The sequence below is a fragment of the Lentzea xinjiangensis genome, assembly GCF_900110955.1.
Taxonomy (GTDB): domain Bacteria; phylum Actinomycetota; class Actinomycetes; order Mycobacteriales; family Pseudonocardiaceae; genus Lentzea; species Lentzea xinjiangensis.
The window spans coordinates 210733-229442 of the sequence record NZ_FOFR01000007.1 but is presented as its reverse complement, the minus strand read 5'-3'; the positions used below and the strand labels follow the sequence as shown (position 1 = coordinate 229442).

The following is an 18710-nucleotide window of genomic DNA, read 5'->3' as shown; positions in this document are numbered from 1 at the left end:
CCGCGGCGTCGTCCCAGGGGCATGAGCATCCAGAGCATGCACCACGTGGGTATGACCGTCACCGACCTCGCGGCCGCCGTCGCGTTCTTCGAGGCTCTCGGCATGGAGCTGGAGGGCGAGGCGCACATGGAGGGCGGGTTCGTCGACGGTGTCATCGGGCTCGAGGGCTCCCGCAGCAGGATCGCGATGCTGCGCACGCCGGACGGCCGGTACCGGATCGAGTTCAGCGAGTTCCAGGCACCCGAAGCCGTCGACGGCAGTTCGCACGCCCCGATCAACGCCCTCGGCCTGCGGCACGTCGCGTTCGCCGTCGACGACCTCGACGGCACCCTCGCCCGGCTCCGCCCGCACGGCGCCGAGCTGGTCGGGAACGTCGAGACCTACCGGGACGTCCTGCGGACCTGCTACGTCCGCGGGCCCGAGGGGATCCTGCTGGAGCTGAGCGCGTCCCTCACGTGAGCGCCCGCGCGTAGGCCGTGGGGGAGACGCCGACGGTCTGGGTGAAGTCCCGCACGAGGTGGGCCTGGTCGCTGTAGCCGAGGTCGGCGGCCAGCCGTGACCACTGCACTTCGGACTCGGCGCGCTCCAACGCCTCGTGGATGCGGTACCGCAGGATGACCCACTTCGGGCTGACGCCGACGTAGTCCGCGAACAGCCGTTGCATCGTCCGCACCGCGACACCGCACTCCCGCGCGAAGTCCGAGACCCGCCGGATGTCCCGGTCGTCGCGGATGCGCTGCACCAGCTCCATCGCCAGCGCGGCCTGCGGGTCGGGCGCGGGTCCCATCCCCAGCAGGAACGAGTCGAGCGCCGCCACCCGGTCGTCCTCGTCCTCCACGCCCAGCACCAGCGCCGAGTCGACGCCGCTCAGCCGCACGTGCCGCCCGGTCCACGCGGACACCGGCTCGGAGCGGAAAGGCCGGAAGCCGCCGGGCCGGAACTGCACCCCGGCGACGCGGATCCGCCCGGCCAGCACGCGGCGGAACAACCCGAGCCCCACCCCGGCCAGCTCCGGGTGCGCGTACCCGTGTTCGAAGACGATGTTCACGGACGGATGCGGCACGACGTGTGTGGTGTACGGCGCGTCCAGATGACCGTCGATCAGCCAGTAGTGCTCCAGGTACGGCTGCAACTCCGGACACGGCAAACGGCGGCGGAACCGCACGCGGGCGAACAGCTCACGCGCGTCCACGATCCCCCGAGTGTCCTGGCGCGGCCCCTGCACGCCGCAGATCCTAGGTGCGCAGGCGTTCCCGGAGACCGGCCACGTGCGTGTTCAGGACGTCCTCGGCCGCTTGCGCGGTCAGGTGGCCCATGAGCACGTGGGTGGTGAGACCGTCGGCCAGGGCGAGCAGGGCGCGGGCCTCGGCCCGCGGGTCGGCGGGGCCGTTCCCGGCTGCCTCCGCGACGAGGCGGGTGAGGAGGTCCTCGAGAGCCGCGTAGCTGTTCCTCAGGGTGCGGGCGAGCGGCTCCCTGACGACGGCCTGGGCGACGAACGCGAGCCAGATCCGCGCTTCGGCCCGGTGTTCCTCGCGGAGCAGGGCGATCTCGTCGATCGCGTGCCCCAGGGCGTGCGCCGGGTCCGCGGCCAGGCGTGCGCTCACGCGTTCGGTGAGGCGTTCGCCGACGTGGCCGACAGCGAACAGGAGCATCTCCTCCTTGCTGCGGAAGCAGCGTTGCACAGCGCCCACGGAGACCTGGGCGCGCGCGGCGACGTCGCGCATGCTCACCCCCTCCGGTCCCAGCTCGTCGGCGAGGAGGCAGACGGCCTCGGCGATCCTGCGCCGCCGGTCCTCGTAGTCCACCTGCTTGGGCATGCGCGCCCCACCTCCTTGTTTCGATACGATCGTATCGATGCCGGATCGCGGACGCGCCGGCACGCGGACAGGGAGCACGATGATCAACCATGACGCCCCGTGGGCGATGACCGCCGCCGCCCAGGCGAAGGCGGTCCGCGACGGCGAGATGTCGGCCCGCGACCTCGTCGACAGCCACCTGGACCGCATCGCGGAGGTCAACCCGCAGGTCAACGCCATCACGCAGCTGATCGCCGAGCAGGCCCGCGAGGCCGCGGACCGGGCGGACCGGCGGCGTGCGGCGGGCGAGGTGCTCGGCCCGTTGGCCGGCGTGCCGTTCACGGTGAAGGAGTCCACCGCGGTCGAAGGGGTGCCGACCACGCTCGGCACGCCCCGGTTCCGCGACCTGGTGGCGCCGGCGGACGCGCCTCCGGTGGCCCGGCTCCGCGCGGCGGGGGCCATCCCGATCGGGCACAGCAACGTGCCCACCTTGATCCTGGCCGGGATGCACACCCGCAGCCAGTTGTTCGGCGACACCGTCAACCCGTGGGACCCGGCCCGGACCCCCGGGGGCTCCAGCGGTGGCGACGCGGTGGCCGTCGCCACCGGCATGGCCGCGCTCGGTCTCGGCAACGACTCCGGCGGCTCGGTGCGGATCCCGGCCTCGTTCTGCGGCGTGACGGGGCTGAAGCCGACGACGGGGCGGTTCCCCGCCGACCACCGCCTCCTCGGTTCCGGCGACCCCGGACCGGCCTCGCAGATGCTGGTCACCGACGGCCCCCTGGCCCGCTCCGTCGCCGACCTGCGCCTGGCCTACGAGGTGCTGGCCGGGACCGACCCGCGGGATCCGAGAGCCGTACCGGTTCCCCTGTACGGCGACCCGCTGCCGGGGCCGGTGCGGGTCGCGGTCGTGACCGATCCCGGTGGTCGCGGTGTCCACCCCGCGGTCAGCGCGGCCGTCGCGGCGGCGGCGGACGCCTTGCACGACGCGGGCTACGACGTGCGGGAGGTGGCGGACGTCCCGCGGCTGGCCGAGACGCTCGAGGCCTACGGCCGGATCACCCTGGCCGAGTTCGCGCCGACCTGGCCCGCGGTGCGGACGTTGCTCGGCGAGGGTGAGGACCGCTACATCCAGATGGTCATGGACAAGACCGCGCCCGCGACCGCCGCGGATCTCGTGGAGCTGATGGGGACCTGGCTCGGCATCCGCCGCTCCTGGGCGGAGTTCCTCGACGAGTACCCGCTGCTGCTCGGGCCGGTGTTCACGGAGCCGCCCGTCGAGCCGGGGCTGGAGTCCCGCGACGAAGCGGGACGGGAGCGGGTCGCCGAGGCCATGCGCCTGTGCGCGGTGACCAGTTTCGCCGGCGTTCCCGCGGTCGCCGTGCCGACCGGGGTCGTCGACGGGCTGCCGTCCGGCGTGCAGATCATCGGGCGCGCGTTCCGGGAGGACCTCTGCCTGGCCGCCGCCGAGGCGGTCGAGAACCGCCTCGGCGTGGTCACGCCGGTCGGCCCCCGCCAGGTTGGCGCGTTTTTTCAAGAGCCGCGAGCCGCACGGCCATAACGTCGGCGACCATGAAGCTCAGCGTTCTGCTCGACCGCGCCCGCGACCACGCGTTGCCCGTCATCGCCGGTATCGGCGACGACGACCTCACCCGGCCCACCCCGTGCGCCGACTACGACGTCCGCGCCCTGCTCGACCACCTGCTGCACGTCGTCGTCGAGTTCCAGAAGCTCGCCGCCAAGCAGGACGCCGACTTCGGCCACACCCCGGCCTACCCGGACTGGCGCGTGCGGTTCCCGGCCGAGACCGCCCGGCTCGTCGAGGCGTGGGCACAGCCCGGCGCGACCGAGGGCATCTCCGGCGCCATGAAGATGCCCGCGCGGACCGTCGGCGGGCTGGCGCTGCTCGACCTCACCGTCCACGCCTGGGACCTCGCGCGGGCGACCGGCCAGTACTTCGAGCCCGACGCCGAGGTGCTCGCCGAGGTCACGGACCTCGTCGCCAGGATGGGGCCGATGGCCGTGGAGTGGAAGGTCTTCAAGGACCCCGTCGAGGTACCGGGCGACGCCTCGCCGTTCGAGCGGCTGCTGGCCGCCACCGGCCGCGATCCGCGCCGGCCTGCTTGACTGGGGCGCATGTTGACCATCGGGATGCTCGGCGGGATGAGCTGGGAGAGCAGCGCGGAGTACTACCGGCTCGCGAACGTGCTGGTGCGCGAACGCCTCGGCGGACTGCACTCGGCCAGGGTCGTGCTGCACTCCGCCGACTTCGCCGAGATCGAGCGGATGCAGGTCGAGGGCAGGTGGGACGACGCCGCCAAGGCCCTCGCCGGCGCCGCCGCGCAGGTGCAGGCGGGCGGCGCGGACTTCCTGCTGCTGTGCACCAACACCATGCACAAGGTGTTCGACCAGGTGCAGGCCGCCGTCGACATCCCGATGATCCACCTGGGCGACACCACCGCGGCGGCCGTCAAGGCCGCGGGCCTGGCGACCGTCGGGCTGCTCGGCACCGGCTTCACCATGGACCAGCCGTTCTACCGCGAACGCCTGGAGTCCCACGGGCTGCGCGTGCTGCTGCCCTCACCCGAGGACCGCGCGACCGTGCACCGGATCATCTACGACGAGCTGTGCCTGGGCGTGGTCCGCGACGAGTCCCGCCGCGCCTACCAGGACGTGATCGCCCGCTTCGACGGCGCCGAGGGCGTCATCCTCGGCTGCACCGAGATCGAGCTGCTCATCGGCCAGGCCGACGTGCCGCTCCCGGTGTTCCCGACGACCCGCCTGCACGTCGAGGCCGCCGTCGAGAGGGCGATCCAGAGCACTCTGTGAACGGCCGGTGCGATCGGAGCCGCAACTTCGCCACTGTGCGGAGTGTCCTGGTCACCGAGGGCTATTCCTCACCAAGGTGAACAACTCGCGTTGAAACGATCGCATCTCGCCGCAGGGCTGACGGCTGTCGTGGTTGCCGCCACGGCAGCCGTTCCCGCTTCCGCGGCACCACCACCGCACGAGGTGCGGACCGGCGGGCTGACCGCCTCCTTGAGCTCAGGCACGGCTGTTGCCCGCGATGGGACGCTGACACACCGGTCTCCGACCGGGGTGCGTGGTGGTTCGCACCCCGGTCGGAGACCGGCGCTACTTCTGGTACGGCGCCAGCGTGTCCGGGTCCTCGTCCGGCGCGGACATGATCGGGTGCACCTCGATCGGCTGGTTGAGGACCTTCCCGCCGGGCCCGGGGCACGCCGAGGCCTTGCGCGCGATCTCCAGCACCCGCTCGCGGCTGCCGACGTCCACCACCCAGTACCCGGCGATGACCTCCTTGGACTCCGCGAACGGCCCGTCGACCACGACCGGCGCGCCGCCGTCGTCCGAGCCGCGCACCACGAACGCCCGTGCCGGTCCGCTCAGCCCCTCGGACTGCAGCAGCTCACCGGAGGCGCGCAGCTCGGCGTCCAGGTCGCGCATGTAGGCGATCATGCGGTGCAGGTCCTCGTCCGACCACGCGGCGAGCCCCTCCCAGTCCTCCTGGCTGCCGCCGTAGCTGACCAGCATGTACTTCACTTCCACTCCCCACCGGTCGCGCGGGCCTTGATCTCCTGCACGGCCCAGCTGTTGCCGTCAGGGTCGTCGAAGAAGATGAACGACCCTCCGTCCGCCTCGTTCATGCGCACGATCTCACCGACCTCGACACCGCGCTCCAGTAGCTGCGCGCGGGCCTTCTCCAGGTCCGCCACGACGAGCTGCACGCCCTTGAGCGAGCCTGGCTCGCCCTTGACGATGCCCTTGCCCAGCACGATCGAGCAGCCGGAGCCGGGCGGCGTGAGCTGCATGATGCGCGTGTTCTCGTCGAAGGTCGTGTCGTGGTCGACGGCGAAGCCGAGTTGCTCGGCGTAGAAGCGCTTCGACCGGTCGAGGTCCGACACGGGGATGACGATGACTTCCAGGGTCCAGTCCACGGTGGTGCTCCTTCTCGGCGGTGGCCTTTCCCGCAGGCGTCGAAGTGCTCAGGAACTTTTCGACATGGGGTCCCTGCCCACATACCCGAGCAGCCTGTCCTGCGGTGACGCGTCCTCGGGCACCGGCACCTCGGGGCCGTAGACCTCGATGCCGGGGCCGAACGCGCCGGGCGTGCGGAGCCGCTGCATCAGCTCGGGCGGCACCGCCGTCGCGGTGGCCCACAGCCGCTGCACGTCCTCGGCGGGGATGGTCTCGTCCTGGCCGGTGGCGCGGGCGAGGTCCCAGCCGTGCAGGACCAGGTCGTCGCTCACGACCCGGTCGACGTGCTCGGCCAGCGTCATCGCGCCGACCGGCGTGGAGACCTCCCTCGTCGCGCGGCCGGACGCGAGCGCCTGCTGCACCTGCCGCCGGGCTTCGCGGAAGTCCGCCAGCAGGTCGCCGGTGCGGGGGATCGCGACGCCCAGCATCACGCCGTGCATGTCGATGACGTGGTCCACCACCTCACGCGCGGTCCACTTGGCGCACGGCGACGGGTTGTCCCACTGGTCCTCAGGCACGTTCGAGACCTTCGCCTCGAACGCGTCCGCACGAGCCCGATACCTGTCCGCGATCACGGGAATCACTCCTCGACCGCGCCGCCGATCTTGCGCAGATGCTCGCGGAACGTGAGACCGCTCGCCAGGTATTCGCTGAACCGCAACTGCCCGCGCAGGGACTCGCCCTGCCGCACGCGCTCGGCCTGCGCCCGCTCGACGTCGCGGATGCCCGCCGCCTTGGCGAGCAGCGCCTCGGCCTGCGCGGCCGGCACGAACAGCACGCCGTCGTCGTCACCGAACACGACGTCGTCGGACGTGACGGTCCACTGGTCGACCTCGGCCGTCGAGAGGGCCTCGGGCGCGCGGTCGCGCAGGCTCAGCGGGCCGGTCGGGTTCGCGCCGAGGCTGAACACCGGCAGGCCGATCGCGCGGATGTCCTGGGTGTCGCGGTGCAGACCCCAGATCACGACACCCGCGAGACCGGCCTTCTGCGCTTCGAGCACGATCAGGTCGCCCACGCAGGCCTCGTCGGTGCGGCCGCCGTTGTCGACGACCAGCACGTCACCGGGCTCGCTGCGTTCGATGGCCTCCAGGAAGATGTCGACGCTGCCCGCGTGCCGGGCGGGCAGGACGCGGCCGGACGTCTTCGTGCCGGGGATGACCGGGGTGAGGACGGCTGTGCGGACCGGGATGTTCGCCCGGACGCAGGCGTCGGCCAGATGTGCGGTGGTGAGATCGAGTTCGGCGAGATCCATGCGGGCATTCTCACGCCGACACGGGCTCCTCGGCGGGTTTCTGCCGCAGCACACCCGCGGACAGCGCCGCGACCAGGCACAGCACCACCGGCAGCAGGAACGCGATGTTGAGCGGCACGAAGTGCGTCAGCCAGCCGATCACCGCCGGTCCGGCCAGCACGCCGAGGTAGCCGAGCCCGGCCACGCGCGAGACGTTGACCCCCGCCGCGCCGGGTTCGGCGTGGCCCGCCGCGCTGAAGAGCTGCGGCACCGTGCCCGACAGACCGATCCCGGCGATGGCCCAGCCGACCAGTGCCAGCCAGATCCACGGGGAGAGCGCCGCGGTCGCGATGCCTGCGGCGCCGATCACCGAGCCCCAGCGCAGCACCGCCATCGGCCCGATCTTCGCCGTGACCCGGTCGGCGAGCAGGCGGCCGACGGTCATCGTCGTCGCGAACGCGCCGTAGGCCAGTGCGGCGATCTCCGGCGAGGCGTCGAGGATGTCCTGCAGGTGCAGCACGCTCCAGTCGTTGGCCGCGCCCTCGCTCAGCATGACCAGCAGGGCGAGCACCGCCATGATCCAGATCCGGCGCGGCGCCTTGCGCTTCTTGCCGGTCTGGTCGGTGGCCTGCTGCTGCTCCTCCTTCTCGTCGAGGAGCAACCTGGCTGTCACGAGGCTGACGACGACACCGAGCACGGCCGCGGCACCGAGCGTGGTGGCGGGGGAGAGCTCCCAGCCCAACGTGCGTGCACCGGTGAGCGCCGCTGCCACACCACCGAGCGACCACGTCGCGTGGAACGCCGACATCACCGGACGGTTGTAGTGCCGTTCCACGACCACGGCGTGCGCGTTCATGCTCACGTCGATCAGCCCGTTGCCGAAGCCGAAGATGAGCAGCGCCGCACCGAGCGTCCACTGGTTGACGGCCACACCGGGCAGGAACGCCGTCACGCTGCATACGACACCGGCGAGCGGCACGACCAGCTTCACGCCCAGCCGGTCGGTGAACTTGCCGCCGAACCGCATGCCGATGAACGCGCCCAAGCCGAGCAGCAGCAGCAACCGGCCGAGCTCGGCGTGGCTGATACCTGTGCGTTCCTCGACGGTCGGGATGTGCACGAGCCACAGCCCGAGCAGGAACCCGTTGAGCGCGAAGTAGGTGAAGGTGGCGGCCCGTGCGGCCCGGAGAGCGGTCACGAGCCCACGCTAACGAACGGTTCGCATGTTCGAAAGATTGAGTTTCGAACATCACTGATGTTCAATCACGGTCGTGTCCCGACTGAAGCAGATCTCCGAGGCGGTCCGCGACGCCGGCTCCCTCGGCGTCGCGGAGCTGGCGGCGCTGACCGGCGCGTCCGAGATGACCATCCGCCGCGACCTGGAGGTGCTCGCCGCACAGGGGGTGCTGGAGCGCTACCGCGGCGGCGCCCGCAGCCTGCTGCTGCGCGGCTCCGAACCCCCGTTCGCCCTGCGCTCCGACGAGAACACGGACGCCAAGCGCCGCATCGCCGCCGTCGTCGCCGGGCTGCTCGCCGACGGCGAGTCGGTCGTGCTGGACAGCGGCACCACGTGTCTCGAAGTCGCCCGCCTGCTGCACGACCGCCGGATGACCGTGATGCCGTTGTCGCTGCACGCCGTGAACGCGCTGTCGTCCTCGCCGGCCTTGACGCTGCTGGTGCCCGGCGGCCGGCCGCGGCCCGGCGAGCTGGCGTTGACCGGGCCGCTGACGCTGGCGTCGCTGGAGTCCCTGCGCTTCGACACCGCGGTCATCGGCTGCTGCGGCCTGTCGGCCGAGCACGGCATGACCGCGTTCGACCTGGAGGACGCCTCGGTGAAGCGCGCCGCCATCGCCTCGGCCCGGCGCGTGATCGCCGCCGTCGACGCCTCCAAGCTCACCCGCACCGCGCTGGCGCACGTGGCGCCGGTGTCGTCGCTGGACGCGGTGGTCACCGACGCGGACGGCGACGACCGCGTCCAAGGCCTGACGGCCGCGGGCGTGACGGTGGTGACGGCATGATCGTGCTGTTCGACATGTTCGGTGTGATCGCCCGCGACCAGTCACCCGAGGTCATGGCCACGATGAGCGACGACCCGTCGTTCTGGGACGCCTACTGGGCACAGCGCCCCGCCTACGACCGTGGCGACATCACCGCCGAGGAGTACTGGACGCGCGTGGGTCACCCACCGCTGGTCGAGAAGGACGTCGCCAGCTGGAGCCGTGTCGACTACGCGATGGTCGCGCTGCTGCACGAGCTGCACGGCGCCGGCCGGCGGATCGCCCTGCTGTCCAACATCCCCGAGGACCACGCCCGCTACTTCGAGCGCACCTACGAGTGGCTCGACCTGTTCGAGGTGCGCGGGTTCTCCTGCCGCATCGGGCACGCGAAGCCCGAGCCCGGCGCGTTCGAGTGGTGCCGGGACGCGCTGGGCGGCGGCGACATCCTGTTCGTGGACGACCGGCTGGAGAACGTCCGCGCGGCCGAGCGGGCCGGGATGCGCGGCCACCACTTCACCGGCATCACCGGCCTGCGGGACCTGCTCGGGGTCGGCAGGAGCGCCTGAACGGGCTCAGGCGCCGGCGCCGCCGTCGACCGGCACGATCGCGCCCGTCACCATCGAGGCGCGGTCGCTGAGCAGCCACGCGGCGGCCTCGGCCACCTCGCGGGGCTCGGCCATGCGCCCGAGCGGGGTCGTCGCGGTGATGCGCTCGACGATGCCGGGGGTCGCCTCCTCCCACGCGTCGATCATCTCCGTGGCGGTGCCGCCGGGGGTGATGCCGTTGACCCGGATGCCTTCGGGAGCCCAGGTCACCGCGGCGGTCTCGGTGAGGCTGTTGAGCGCGCGCTTCATGGCCCCGTACGCGGGCAGGGCCGGGTTGGCGCGGCGGCTGCCGATGCTCGAGGTGTTGACGATCGCCCCGCCACCGCCGCGGCGCATCAACACGGCCTCGGCGTTCATGGCGGTCCAGTGCGAGCGGAAGTTCACGGCGAACTGGTTGTCGATGTCCTCGTCGCTCGTGGTGTCGAGCGGGCCGGGCTGCTGGATCACGGCACCGTTGTTGAACGCGCCGTCGAGCCGCCCGTGCAGCTCCTCGACGCGGTCGACCGCCGCGCGGATGCTCGCGCGGTCGGCGAGGTCGAGCGGCACGGCGTCCGCGACACCGCCGGCGGCGCGGATCTCGCCGACGAGGCGGTCGAGGGCGTCGGTGCCGCGGGCGGCGAGCACGACGGCGGCGCCCTCGGCGGCGAACAGCCGGCCGGCGGCCGCCCCGATGCCGCGGCTGGCGCCGGTGATGAGGACGACCTTGCCGGTGAGGAGGCCGATGGGTGCGGTTGCGTTGGTCATGCCGACAATGTCAGCGCGGTCGCCGATCCGGATTCAGGTACTGGCTGTACCAGGCTCCGCGGCCACGCGGCGGGCAGACTCGGGGTATGAGCAAGCAAGAGCTGGCCTCGTTCCTGCGCAGCCGGCGCGAACGCCTCCGGCCGGAGGACGTCGGCCTGCCGTCCGGCCCGCGCCGCCGCACACCGGGGCTGCGCCGCGAGGAGGTCGCGGTCCTGGCCCACATCTCCACCGAGTACTACGTGCGGCTGGAGCAGGGCAGAGCACCGTGGCCCTCGGCCGAGGTCCTCGCCGGCATCGCGGGCGCGCTGCGGCTCACCGACGCCGAGTCGGACCACCTCCACCTCCTCGCTGGCACCGCGCCGACCCGCGGCCGGGTGCACCGGCGCGACGTCCGCCCGAGCATCCTCGCGCTGCTGGAACGACTGCCGCAGACTGCCGGGTTCGTGACCTCCGCCGTGTTCGAGGTGCTCGCGTGGAACGACCTCGCGGCCGCGCTCATGGAGGACTTCGCCCTGCTCGACCCGCGGGACCGCAACCTCGCCCGCCGCGCGTTCCTGGACCGGACGCCACCGGACAAACCCCTCTACGGGATCTCCGACGCCGCCGAGTTCCGGCTGCACGTCGTCATGCAGCTGCGGGCCACGCTCGCCCGCTACCCGGCCGATCCCGCGGTGGCGGAACTGGTCGAGGAGCTGCGCGCCGGCAGCGCCGACTTCGCCCGGCTCTGGGAGCGCAACGACGTGCAGGCCTCACCGGCACTCACCAAGACGTTCCGGCACCCGCTCGTCGGTGAGGTCACCGTCGACTGCGACTCGCTCACGCTCACCGACCGCGACCAGCACCTGGTGCTCTACAGCGCCCCGCTGGGGTCTCCCGGGGCCGAGGCGCTCGCGCTGCTGAACGTCCTCGGCCCCGGCGCCCGGCTCTAGACCAGCGACGACCAGTAGAACCAGAACGCCTGCAACACCCCCGCGGCGATCAGCAGGTACCACAGGATCAACACGACCGTGTGGTACTGGAACGCCGGGCGGATGTTGCGCAGCGTCGTGTACCAGAAGATCGGGATCGTCACGGCCCACACGACCATGCAGTACGGGCACAGCGCGCCGATCTCGTACAGCGACTGGTAGATGAGCCAGTGCACGAGCAGCACGCCGGCGGTGGTGCCCACCTGCAGCCCGATCCAGATCCACGACGGCAGCTCCACGCCCGTGAGCAGCACGACGCCGAGTGTCGTCACCACCGCGAACCCGGCGATGCCGAGCAGCGGGTTGGGGAACCCGAACAGCTCCGCCTGCGGCGTCGTCATGATGGAGCCGCAGCTCAGCACCGGGTTGATGCTGCACGTCGGCACGTAGAACGGGTCCTTGAGCAGCGCGATCTTCTCGATCGTCAGCACGGCCGAGGCGAGCAGGCCGACGGCCCCGCCGACCGCGAGGACCCCCGCGACGATCCGGTTCACGAGAGCTCCCGCTCGATCGCCTTCTTCAGCGCGTCGTAGGAGGGCGCGCCGGTGAACTTGGTGCCGTTGATGAAGAACGTCGGCGTGCCCGTCACCCCGGCCTTGCTGCCCTCCGCGCGCTGGGCGAGCACCCGCTCGCGCAGCGCCGGGTCGTCCAGCGCCTTCTCGAACGCGGCCGCGTCGAGCCCGAGCTGCTGCGCGAACCCGGCGAACACCGCGCGCTGGGACGTCTGCTGCCCGCCCCATTCCTGCTGCGCGTCGAACATCAGCCGGATCATGTCGTCCCGCTTGCCCCCGGCGCCGGCCGCCTCGACCGCGACGGCGGCGAGCTCGGCGTTGCGGTGGCTGGGGATGGGGAAGTGCCGCACGTCGAACGTGACGCGCTCGCCGTACTCGGTCTTGAGCCGCTCCACGCCGGGGTGGGCGGCGCGGCAGGACGGGCATTCGAGGTCGAGGTACTCGACGACGGTCACCCCGCCGCCGGCGGACTGGGGAGCCGCGGTGGTGTCGTTGCGGGTGAACAGGAGGAAACCGGCGACCACCACCGCCACGACGGCGATGATGACCAGGGACAGGCGGGCGTTCTTGGACATGGCGAAGAAACCTCCACGAAGGCGGGACGGACCGAACCGCAGAACGGGTTCGGCCTAGGCCCGCAGCACGCAGAGCTGCGCCAGCCGCACTTCCAGCCGGCGTGAAGGGGGAGGCAGCGCAGAGGGCAGGCGCATCGCCGGCGCCCGGAACGAGGAGGACCGCCGCAGCACGGCGAACCCGATGAGCACCGCGAGCGCCACCACGAGGCAGGCGCCCGCCACGAGGATGCCCTCGATCAGCCCGGAGTCGTCGGCCTGGCCGGAGTGGACGACGGCGTGGGTGCTCGACGTCGGGCACTGCGCGGTCCAGGCGAACTCGGTCTCGCACGGGGTGCCCTGCATCATCGCGACACCGGCGACCAGCGCGAGCACGGCGAAAACCCGCGCGAGGTACGCGCGGGTTCGCGAGCTGCGGGTGCCGGGCACGTCATCCAGAGTAGCCACTGGCCACTCAGCGTGGTGTGAGCGGGGGAGAGCTAGTCCCAGAACGCCAGTCTGTGCTCGGCCGCGTAGTCGACCGGTCCGATCGCCCCCGGTGCCAGCGACTGCACGTACTGCCCTGCGGAGAACCGCGGCCATCCCGGTGTCCCGGTGCGGGCGAAGTCCGTCCACGTTCTGATCATGTGATCGGACAGCCCGCGGTCCTTGGCGAAGTCGCGATCCGGGAACAGGTAGTCGATGTCCGATGAGTGGTTCGCGCCGTGCAGTTCCGTCGGGAACGACGGGTCCGTGGCCGCGCCACGGTCCGCGAACTCGAACGCGTACACGGGCGCGTGACGCGCGTACAAGGTGTTCTGCCGGAACGTCGCCCTCGCCCACACGCGGTCGGTCAGCAGCGCGGCCCACGCCTGCTTCGCTGACGCGTAGGCACTCACCGGGTACTCCCGCTCGACCTCAGCGGCCCGCTCCGGGAACGCCTCCCGCACCAGCCGCGAGTAGTCGTCCGCGGACATCGGGTCCGGCCGGAACAGCCCGACGAAGCTGTTGTGTTCGTCGCGCGTGGCTCCGGCGAGCATCGGCACCGGCGAGAACGCCCCGGTCTCCAGCGACTGCGCCGGCGGCTCCGGCAGCACGGACCCGCCGTACCCGACCGGCTGGAAGATGTTCATGATCTGCGGGTGCTCCAGCAGGGTGGCGGCGGGGAGCGCCCGCAGGCACGCCAGGTCCGCGCAGCCCAGCTCACCCGTGATCGCCGCGCCGATCTCCTCGATCTCCGCCACCGGCCGCCACGCCAGTGACGGCAACGCCTCCAGGTCCGGGAACCAGGCGCCCTTCGGCACGTCCACCAGCGTGAAGGAGCTGTGCAGGATCGCCTTGTGGAACAACGGCTGCCGCGCGGACTTCTGGGCGATCAGGTGCGCGCTCACGGCCGTCGCGCCGAACGACACCCCGAACAGCGTCACGTTGCCCGGATCGCCGCCGAAGCCGGAGACGTTGCGCCGCACCCACTCCAGCGCCGCCCGCTGGTCCAGCAGCCCGAACTCGCCGGAATGCGGCAGGCCGGGCAGGCCGAAGCCGCCGAACACGCCCATCCGGTAGTTGAACGTCACCACGACGACGTCCCCCTGCCGTGCGAGGCGTTCGGCGTGGAAGTGGTGGCCGGCCCCGATGGCGCCGTCACCGTGGATCCACACCAGCACCGGCCTGCGGCCCGAGGTGGACGGTGTCATGACGTTCGCGAACAGGCAGTCCTCGTTCGTGCTCTTCGTCTCCGAGTAGCCGGACCCGACCTGCGGGCACGGGCTGCCGGGTGCCAGCGCGTCCCGCACGCCGTCCCACGACGCGGCGCGGACCGGCGGCTCCCAGCGCGACGCGCGGGCGTACGGGATGCCCTGGAACACGAGGTGCGAGTCCCGCACCTCGCCCCGGACCCGGCCTGTGTCGGTCGTGACGACGTCTGAGGGCATCGCCTCCCCCTTCCCGCACGCGCTCACCAGCAGAAATGCGGTCAACAGCAACGTCGGCAGACGCATGCCTACCCTCCCGTGGCCAGCTCGACGGCCGCGACCAGTTCCCTCTCGCAGACGTCGAGGTCGAGTGCCCCGGACCGCAGCACGACGCCGTTGCGCATCGCCAGGATGAACACCGCCATCACGTCCGGGTCGAACGCGCGGAACTCGCCGGCGTCCTGCCCCTGGCGAAGCAGCGCGGCGAGTGCGACGTGGTCCGAGTCGGCGATGCCCCCATCGGTCACCGCCGCGTGTGCCCTGATCCGCAGGAACGCGAGCATGTCGGCGCGGTGCTCCCGCAGGAACGCCACGTTGGCGACCAGGAACGCCCGCAGCTCGTCACGCGGGCTGGGCTGGCCCAGGCGCGCGGTGACGAAGCCCTGGAAGCGTTCGAGGACGTCGGCGAACACGACGTCGACGAGTTCCTGCTTGTTGCGGAAGTGGTACGAGATCAGCCCGGTGCTGCTCAGCCCCGCGCGCGCCGCGATCGCCTTGAACGACGTCTCGGCGTAGTCGAGCTCCGCGATCGTGGCGATGGCCGCCGACATGATCTGCGCCCGCCTGGCCTGCTCCGTCACGGATTTTGCTCGCATGAGCAAAAGTTAGCACGGTTGAGCAAATGAGGGCCGGGCGAGACCTGCGACGGCGGCTTCCACCGCAGCCTGGCGGCCGGGGAAGGAGTCCTCTCGCAACGCCTTCAACGACCAGGACGCGGTGTCCCAGCTGATCACCAGCGCGACCACCATGGCCAGCAGCTCGATCGCCGGGATGTCGGACCGGACGGAGCCCGCCCGCTGGGCGGCGGAGATCGCGGCCACGTTGCGCCGGTACTCCGCGACCTCGGCCTCGACGGGCTGCTGGCGCTCCAGCCCCGCCCACAGGTACAGCCGGCGCACGTGCGGGCGCTGTTCCAGTTGCGCGAACAGCGCGCCGGCGTAGCGGGGGAGGTCACCCGCGTCGATCGCGACCGCGCGCCCCAGCTCGGCCATGGCGTCGCCGACGACCCGGTCGAACAGCTCCTCCTTGGTGCCGAAGTGCATGTAGATCGACCGCTTGTTCGCCGAGGCCTGCTCGGCGATGCGGTCGACCCGCGCTCCCGCGAGGCCGTGCGCGGCGAACTCGTCGATAGCGGCCTTCATGAGGCGCCGCTTGGTCTCCGTGGCGTCGGGTGGCATGCGCCGATCGTACATAACCATCTAGATATTTACATGTGCCGTCGACACGTGTACGAATGTATCTAGTTAGTTACCTACCGAGGAGCAGACATGACCCGCACCTGGTTCATCACCGGCACGTCGTCCGGCTTCGGCCGCGAACTCACCGAGCAGCTTCTCGAGCGCGGCGACCGGGTCGCCGCCACCGCCCGCCGGCTGGAGGCGCTCGACGACCTCGCCGCCCGCCACGGCGACCGGCTCTGGCGCGCCCGCCTCGACGTCACCGACACGGCCGCGGTGCGGGAGGTGGTCGGCCGCGCGTTCGCCGAGCTCGGACGGATCGACGTGGTCGTGTCCAACGCCGGGTACGGGCTGTTCGGCGCGGCGGAGGAGCTGACCGACGAGCAGGTCGACCGGCAGATCGCCACGAACCTGACGGGCTCGATCCAGCTCGCCCGCGCCGCCACGCCGCACCTGCGCGGCCAGGGCGGTGGGCGGTTCATCCAGCTCGCGAGCATCGGCGGCCAGGTCGCCTTCCCCGCCATGAGCCTCTACCACGCGACCAAGTGGGGCATCGAGGGCTTCTGGGAGTCGGCGGCCGCCGAGCTGGCGCCGTTCGGCATCGGCGTGACGCTGGTCGAGCCCGGTTTCGCCCGCACCAACTTCGGCGTGGGCGCCGCGGTGCTCGGCGCGGCGCTGCCCGAGTACGCCGACGGCCCGTCCGGACAGCTCCGCCGCGTCTTCTCCGGCGAACTGCCGCCGCTGCCCGTGCCCGGCGACCCCCAGAAGATCGCCGCCGCGATCATCGCCGCCGCCGACCGGGCCGACGCACCGCTGCGCCTGACCCTGGGATCGGACGCCTACGCGCTCGGAACCGCCGCGCTGCAGGGCCGCCTCGACGCGATGCGGGCAGGCCGCGACCTCGCCCGCTCCACCGACGCCGACGACACCCTCAGCTCCGCCAACTGACCGGCACGAACCTGAAGGAGCAAGCCGTGTTCGACTTCACCGGCAAGACCGTCCTCGTCACCGGCGCCACGGGCGCCCTCGGCACCGCGCTGTCCACGCAGTTCGCCCTGGCCGGCGCCAACACCGTCGTGGCCGCCCGCACCGGTGCCGGCGACCTGGCCGCCTCGCTCGACGGCCCGGCGCTGGGCGTGCGGCTCGACGTCACCAGCGAGTCCGACTGGGCCGCGGCGATCACTGCGGCGGAAGACCGCTTCGGACCGGTGGACGTCCTGGTCAACAACGCCGCCTACCTGCGCGTCGGCACCACCGAGAGCATCGCGCTCGACGAGTTCCGCCGGGTGCTCGACACCAACCTCACCGGCGCGTTGCTCGGCATCCGGGCCGTGGCGCCGTCGATGCGCAAGGCCGGTGGCGGTGCGATCGTCAACATCAACTCCGTCGCCGGTCTCACCGCCGCACCGGGCCTCGTCGCCTACAGCAGCAGCAAGTGGGCGCTGCGCGGCCTGATGCGGGCGGCGGCCAAGGAGCTGGCCCGCGACGGCATCCGCGTCAACGCCGTGCACCCCGGCATCATCGGCACACCGCTGGCCTACGACCCCGACGGCAACGAGATCGTGCCGGTGGGCGACTTCGCCATCCCCCGGCAGGCGAGCCCGGAGGAGATCGCGGACTTCACCCTGTTCGCCGCCTCCGACCAGGCCCGCTTCGCCACCGGCACCGAGCTGCTCGCCGACGGCGGCTTCCTGCTCGGACCGGTCGCCTGAGCTCCTGGCCGTAGGCCCGGATCACCTGGCCGGTCTCATCACCTTCGAGGCAGGTCAGGTAGTGCGCGACCAGGTCGCCCATCGGCACGGGGCGCATTCCGGGGAAGTAGGCGGAGAACGCGGCCGCGGAGTCGCTGACCATCGCCGGGCTGACCGCGTTGACCCGCATCGCCCTCGGCAGCTCCACCGCGGCCGACAGCACGAAGCTGTGCAGCGCGCCGCTGATCACGCCGCCGCCGGTGCCGCCGGGCCACGCCTGATCGGCGAAGATGCCGGAGGTCAGCGTGAACGACGCCCCGGCCGCGCAGTGGTGCTGCCCGGTGAGCACCAGGTCGGCCTGCCCGTAGAACTTGGCCCGCATGTTCTCGTGCAACGCGTCCACCGTCAGCGTCGCGAACTCGTCGAGCGCGCCGTGCGCGGCGACGCACACCACCGCGTCGATGCCCGTGACGTCCCGGTACATCGCCTCGATCGTCTCGTGCACCGTCAAATCGACGTGCACGTCACCGCTCGTGCGCCCGGCGACGACGACCTCGTGTCCGCGGGCACGCAAAGCCGGCACCAACCGCCGTCCGATCGTGCCCGCGCCACCTACGACGACGGCCTTCATCGCAGCTGTCCGAGCAGTGCGAGCGCGTCGGCGTCGGCCGTGCCGGCTTGTGCGTAGAACAACCCGAGCTGCTGGTCCTCGTCGGGCAACGTGACGGTCTCGTTCGCCAACGTCACGCGCCCGACGACAGGATGGTCCATCTCGCGCACGTAGTAGGAGCACGTCTTCACGGGCCGTCGAGCCCACATCCGTGCGAACTCCACGCTGTCGACGGCGAGTTGCCCGACGAGTTGCTCCAGCACCGGATCAGCGGGGTGCCGCGCCACGGCCTGGTGCAGCGCCGCCGTCGTCACCAGTGCCTTCGCCCGCCAGTCGCGGTACAACGCCCGGTGGTGCGGGTCCAGGAACACCATCCGCGCGATGTTCGGCCTCACCCGCCCGTCCGGCGCGGTGAACGCGACATGCCCCGCGAGGAGGAGGTGGCCCAGACCGTTCCACGCGAGCACTTCGGCCCGGTGGTCGATGACCACCGCCGGCATCGTCAGTGCCGCCAGCAACTCCCGCACGGACGGTCGCACCCTGCTCCTGCGCGCCTGGGGCCTCGACGGCCGGTGCGGCGCGGCGAGCACGCGCAGGTGGTCGTGCTCGGCGGGGTCGAGCCGCAGCGCCGCCGCGAGCGAGTCGATCACCGCCGCGGACGCGCTCGTGCTCACCCCGCGTTCGAGCCGCGTGTAGTAGCCGACGCTCACCCCGGCCAGCTCCGCGAGCTCCTCCCGGCGCAGCCCCGGCACCCGCCGGCGGGTGTGGCCTGGTGCGATGCCCGCCTCGACGGGACCGAGACGTTCCCGGCGACTGCGCAGGAACCCACCCAGATCGTTGATCACCACTTCATGGTGCAGG

General features: G+C 71.9%; 25 protein-coding genes. 9 read left to right on the top strand and 16 right to left on the bottom strand.

Features of this window, described 5'->3' with window-relative positions; translation table 11 throughout:
* The first annotated feature begins 36 nt into the window (after window positions 1-36).
* Window positions 37-459: a VOC family protein gene (locus BMW88_RS18025; protein ID WP_089952201.1), complete on the top strand. Its 423-nt coding sequence runs from the start codon at window positions 37-39 to the stop codon at window positions 457-459.
* On the opposite strand, the gene BMW88_RS18020 is transcribed toward BMW88_RS18025, so the two are convergent.
* Together BMW88_RS18020 and BMW88_RS18015 are read right to left on the bottom strand one after the other, a co-directional pair.
* On the bottom strand, window positions 452-1225 hold the full coding sequence (locus tag BMW88_RS18020; RefSeq protein ID WP_089952007.1) for a helix-turn-helix transcriptional regulator: 774 nt from the start codon (window positions 1223-1225) through the stop codon (window positions 452-454). The two genes, BMW88_RS18025 and BMW88_RS18020, sit on opposite strands and share 8 nt — an antisense overlap.
* A gap of 10 nt (window positions 1226-1235) precedes the next feature.
* Window positions 1236-1817, bottom strand: a complete 582-nt coding sequence (locus BMW88_RS18015; RefSeq protein ID WP_089952006.1) for a TetR/AcrR family transcriptional regulator — start codon at window positions 1815-1817, stop codon at window positions 1236-1238.
* A 79-nt stretch (window positions 1818-1896) separates the two neighbouring features.
* On the opposite strand from BMW88_RS18015, the gene BMW88_RS18010 reads away from it, so the two are divergent.
* From BMW88_RS18010 to BMW88_RS18000, 3 genes are read left to right on the top strand one after another with little or no spacing between them, the layout of a single operon-like run.
* Window positions 1897-3357 (top strand): amidase, encoded by a 1461-nt coding sequence (locus BMW88_RS18010; protein WP_218148107.1) that lies wholly within the window; start codon window positions 1897-1899, stop codon window positions 3355-3357.
* A gap of 11 nt (window positions 3358-3368) precedes the next feature.
* Window positions 3369-3923, top strand: coding sequence for a TIGR03086 family metal-binding protein (locus BMW88_RS18005; RefSeq protein WP_089952004.1), 555 nt, complete (start codon window positions 3369-3371; stop codon window positions 3921-3923).
* Between the two features lie 9 nt (window positions 3924-3932).
* Window positions 3933-4625: an aspartate/glutamate racemase family protein gene (locus BMW88_RS18000; protein WP_089952002.1), complete on the top strand. Its 693-nt coding sequence runs from the start codon at window positions 3933-3935 to the stop codon at window positions 4623-4625.
* A gap of 306 nt (window positions 4626-4931) precedes the next feature.
* Here BMW88_RS18000 and BMW88_RS17995 read toward each other — a convergent pair whose 3' ends face one another.
* The 5 genes from BMW88_RS17995 to BMW88_RS17975 are packed head-to-tail and all read right to left on the bottom strand — an operon-like array spanning window position 4932 to window position 8221.
* Window positions 4932-5348 carry a YciI family protein gene (locus tag BMW88_RS17995; RefSeq protein ID WP_245777894.1) on the bottom strand — a complete coding sequence of 139 codons (417 nt, stop codon included), beginning with the start codon at window positions 5346-5348 and terminating at the stop codon, window positions 4932-4934.
* 5 nt (window positions 5349-5353) lie between these two features.
* The gene (locus BMW88_RS17990; RefSeq protein ID WP_089951999.1) at window positions 5354-5752 is read right to left on the bottom strand and encodes a VOC family protein; all 399 of its coding nucleotides are present in this window, start codon (window positions 5750-5752) and stop codon (window positions 5354-5356) included.
* A 48-nt stretch (window positions 5753-5800) separates the two neighbouring features.
* Window positions 5801-6367, bottom strand: a complete 567-nt coding sequence (locus BMW88_RS17985) for a TIGR03086 family metal-binding protein (RefSeq protein WP_245777879.1) — start codon at window positions 6365-6367, stop codon at window positions 5801-5803.
* Between the two features lie 5 nt (window positions 6368-6372).
* Entirely contained in the window at window positions 6373-7044 is a 672-nt protein-coding gene (locus tag BMW88_RS17980) for an RraA family protein (RefSeq protein ID WP_089951998.1), read from the bottom strand.
* 10 nt (window positions 7045-7054) lie between these two features.
* Entirely contained in the window at window positions 7055-8221 is a 1167-nt protein-coding gene (locus tag BMW88_RS17975; protein WP_089951996.1) for an MFS transporter, read from the bottom strand.
* A 73-nt stretch (window positions 8222-8294) separates the two neighbouring features.
* Between BMW88_RS17975 and BMW88_RS17970 the strand changes: the two genes are divergently transcribed.
* Window positions 8295-9041, top strand: a complete 747-nt coding sequence (locus tag BMW88_RS17970) for a DeoR/GlpR family DNA-binding transcription regulator (RefSeq protein WP_245777878.1) — start codon at window positions 8295-8297, stop codon at window positions 9039-9041.
* A complete protein-coding gene (locus BMW88_RS17965) occupies window positions 9038-9586 on the top strand; it encodes an HAD-IA family hydrolase (protein WP_089951993.1) in 549 nt (182 codons plus the stop codon). The genes BMW88_RS17970 and BMW88_RS17965 overlap by 4 nt, the downstream gene beginning before the upstream one ends.
* Before the next feature lie 6 nt (window positions 9587-9592).
* Here the strand turns inward: BMW88_RS17965 and BMW88_RS17960 are convergent, their stop codons facing one another.
* Window positions 9593-10369 carry an SDR family NAD(P)-dependent oxidoreductase gene (locus tag BMW88_RS17960; RefSeq protein ID WP_089951991.1) on the bottom strand — a complete coding sequence of 259 codons (777 nt, stop codon included), beginning with the start codon at window positions 10367-10369 and terminating at the stop codon, window positions 9593-9595.
* A gap of 86 nt (window positions 10370-10455) precedes the next feature.
* Between BMW88_RS17960 and BMW88_RS17955 the strand changes: the two genes are divergently transcribed.
* Window positions 10456-11298 carry a helix-turn-helix transcriptional regulator gene (locus BMW88_RS17955; RefSeq protein ID WP_089951990.1) on the top strand — a complete coding sequence of 281 codons (843 nt, stop codon included), beginning with the start codon at window positions 10456-10458 and terminating at the stop codon, window positions 11296-11298.
* Here BMW88_RS17955 and BMW88_RS17950 read toward each other — a convergent pair.
* Genes BMW88_RS17950 through BMW88_RS17925 form a run of 6 tightly spaced genes read right to left on the bottom strand, consistent with a single transcriptional unit; the run spans window position 11295 to window position 15548 of the window.
* Entirely contained in the window at window positions 11295-11831 is a 537-nt protein-coding gene (locus BMW88_RS17950; protein WP_089951988.1) for a vitamin K epoxide reductase family protein, read from the bottom strand. The genes BMW88_RS17955 and BMW88_RS17950 overlap by 4 nt on opposite strands.
* Window positions 11828-12424 (bottom strand): DsbA family protein, encoded by a 597-nt coding sequence (locus tag BMW88_RS17945; RefSeq protein WP_089951986.1) that lies wholly within the window; start codon window positions 12422-12424, stop codon window positions 11828-11830. Before BMW88_RS17945 ends, BMW88_RS17950 begins: the two co-directional genes overlap by 4 nt.
* Before the next feature lie 54 nt (window positions 12425-12478).
* Complete coding sequence (locus BMW88_RS17940; RefSeq protein ID WP_089951985.1) at window positions 12479-12850, bottom strand: hypothetical protein; 372 nt, start codon at window positions 12848-12850, stop codon at window positions 12479-12481.
* Window positions 12851-12900: 50 nt separating this feature from the next.
* Entirely contained in the window at window positions 12901-14397 is a 1497-nt protein-coding gene (locus tag BMW88_RS17935; protein ID WP_089951983.1) for a carboxylesterase/lipase family protein, read from the bottom strand.
* A gap of 2 nt (window positions 14398-14399) precedes the next feature.
* Window positions 14400-14966 (bottom strand): TetR/AcrR family transcriptional regulator, encoded by a 567-nt coding sequence (locus tag BMW88_RS17930; RefSeq protein ID WP_089951982.1) that lies wholly within the window; start codon window positions 14964-14966, stop codon window positions 14400-14402.
* Window positions 14967-14975: 9 nt separating this feature from the next.
* Window positions 14976-15548 carry a TetR/AcrR family transcriptional regulator gene (locus BMW88_RS17925; protein WP_245777877.1) on the bottom strand — a complete coding sequence of 191 codons (573 nt, stop codon included), beginning with the start codon at window positions 15546-15548 and terminating at the stop codon, window positions 14976-14978.
* Window positions 15549-15638: 90 nt separating this feature from the next.
* Between BMW88_RS17925 and BMW88_RS17920 the strand changes: the two genes are divergently transcribed.
* Window positions 15639-16496 carry an SDR family oxidoreductase gene (locus tag BMW88_RS17920; RefSeq protein WP_089951979.1) on the top strand — a complete coding sequence of 286 codons (858 nt, stop codon included), beginning with the start codon at window positions 15639-15641 and terminating at the stop codon, window positions 16494-16496.
* Window positions 16497-16522: 26 nt separating this feature from the next.
* Window positions 16523-17260 (top strand): SDR family NAD(P)-dependent oxidoreductase, encoded by a 738-nt coding sequence (locus BMW88_RS17915; RefSeq protein WP_089951978.1) that lies wholly within the window; start codon window positions 16523-16525, stop codon window positions 17258-17260.
* Here the strand turns inward: BMW88_RS17915 and BMW88_RS17910 are convergent.
* Together BMW88_RS17910 and BMW88_RS17905 are read right to left on the bottom strand one after the other, a co-directional pair.
* Window positions 17169-17870: a short chain dehydrogenase gene (locus BMW88_RS17910; protein ID WP_089951976.1), complete on the bottom strand. Its 702-nt coding sequence runs from the start codon at window positions 17868-17870 to the stop codon at window positions 17169-17171. The genes BMW88_RS17915 and BMW88_RS17910 overlap by 92 nt on opposite strands.
* Window positions 17867-18694, bottom strand: coding sequence for a helix-turn-helix domain-containing protein (locus BMW88_RS17905; protein WP_245777876.1), 828 nt, complete (start codon window positions 18692-18694; stop codon window positions 17867-17869). Before BMW88_RS17905 ends, BMW88_RS17910 begins: the two co-directional genes overlap by 4 nt.
* Window positions 18695-18710 lie beyond the last annotated feature (16 nt).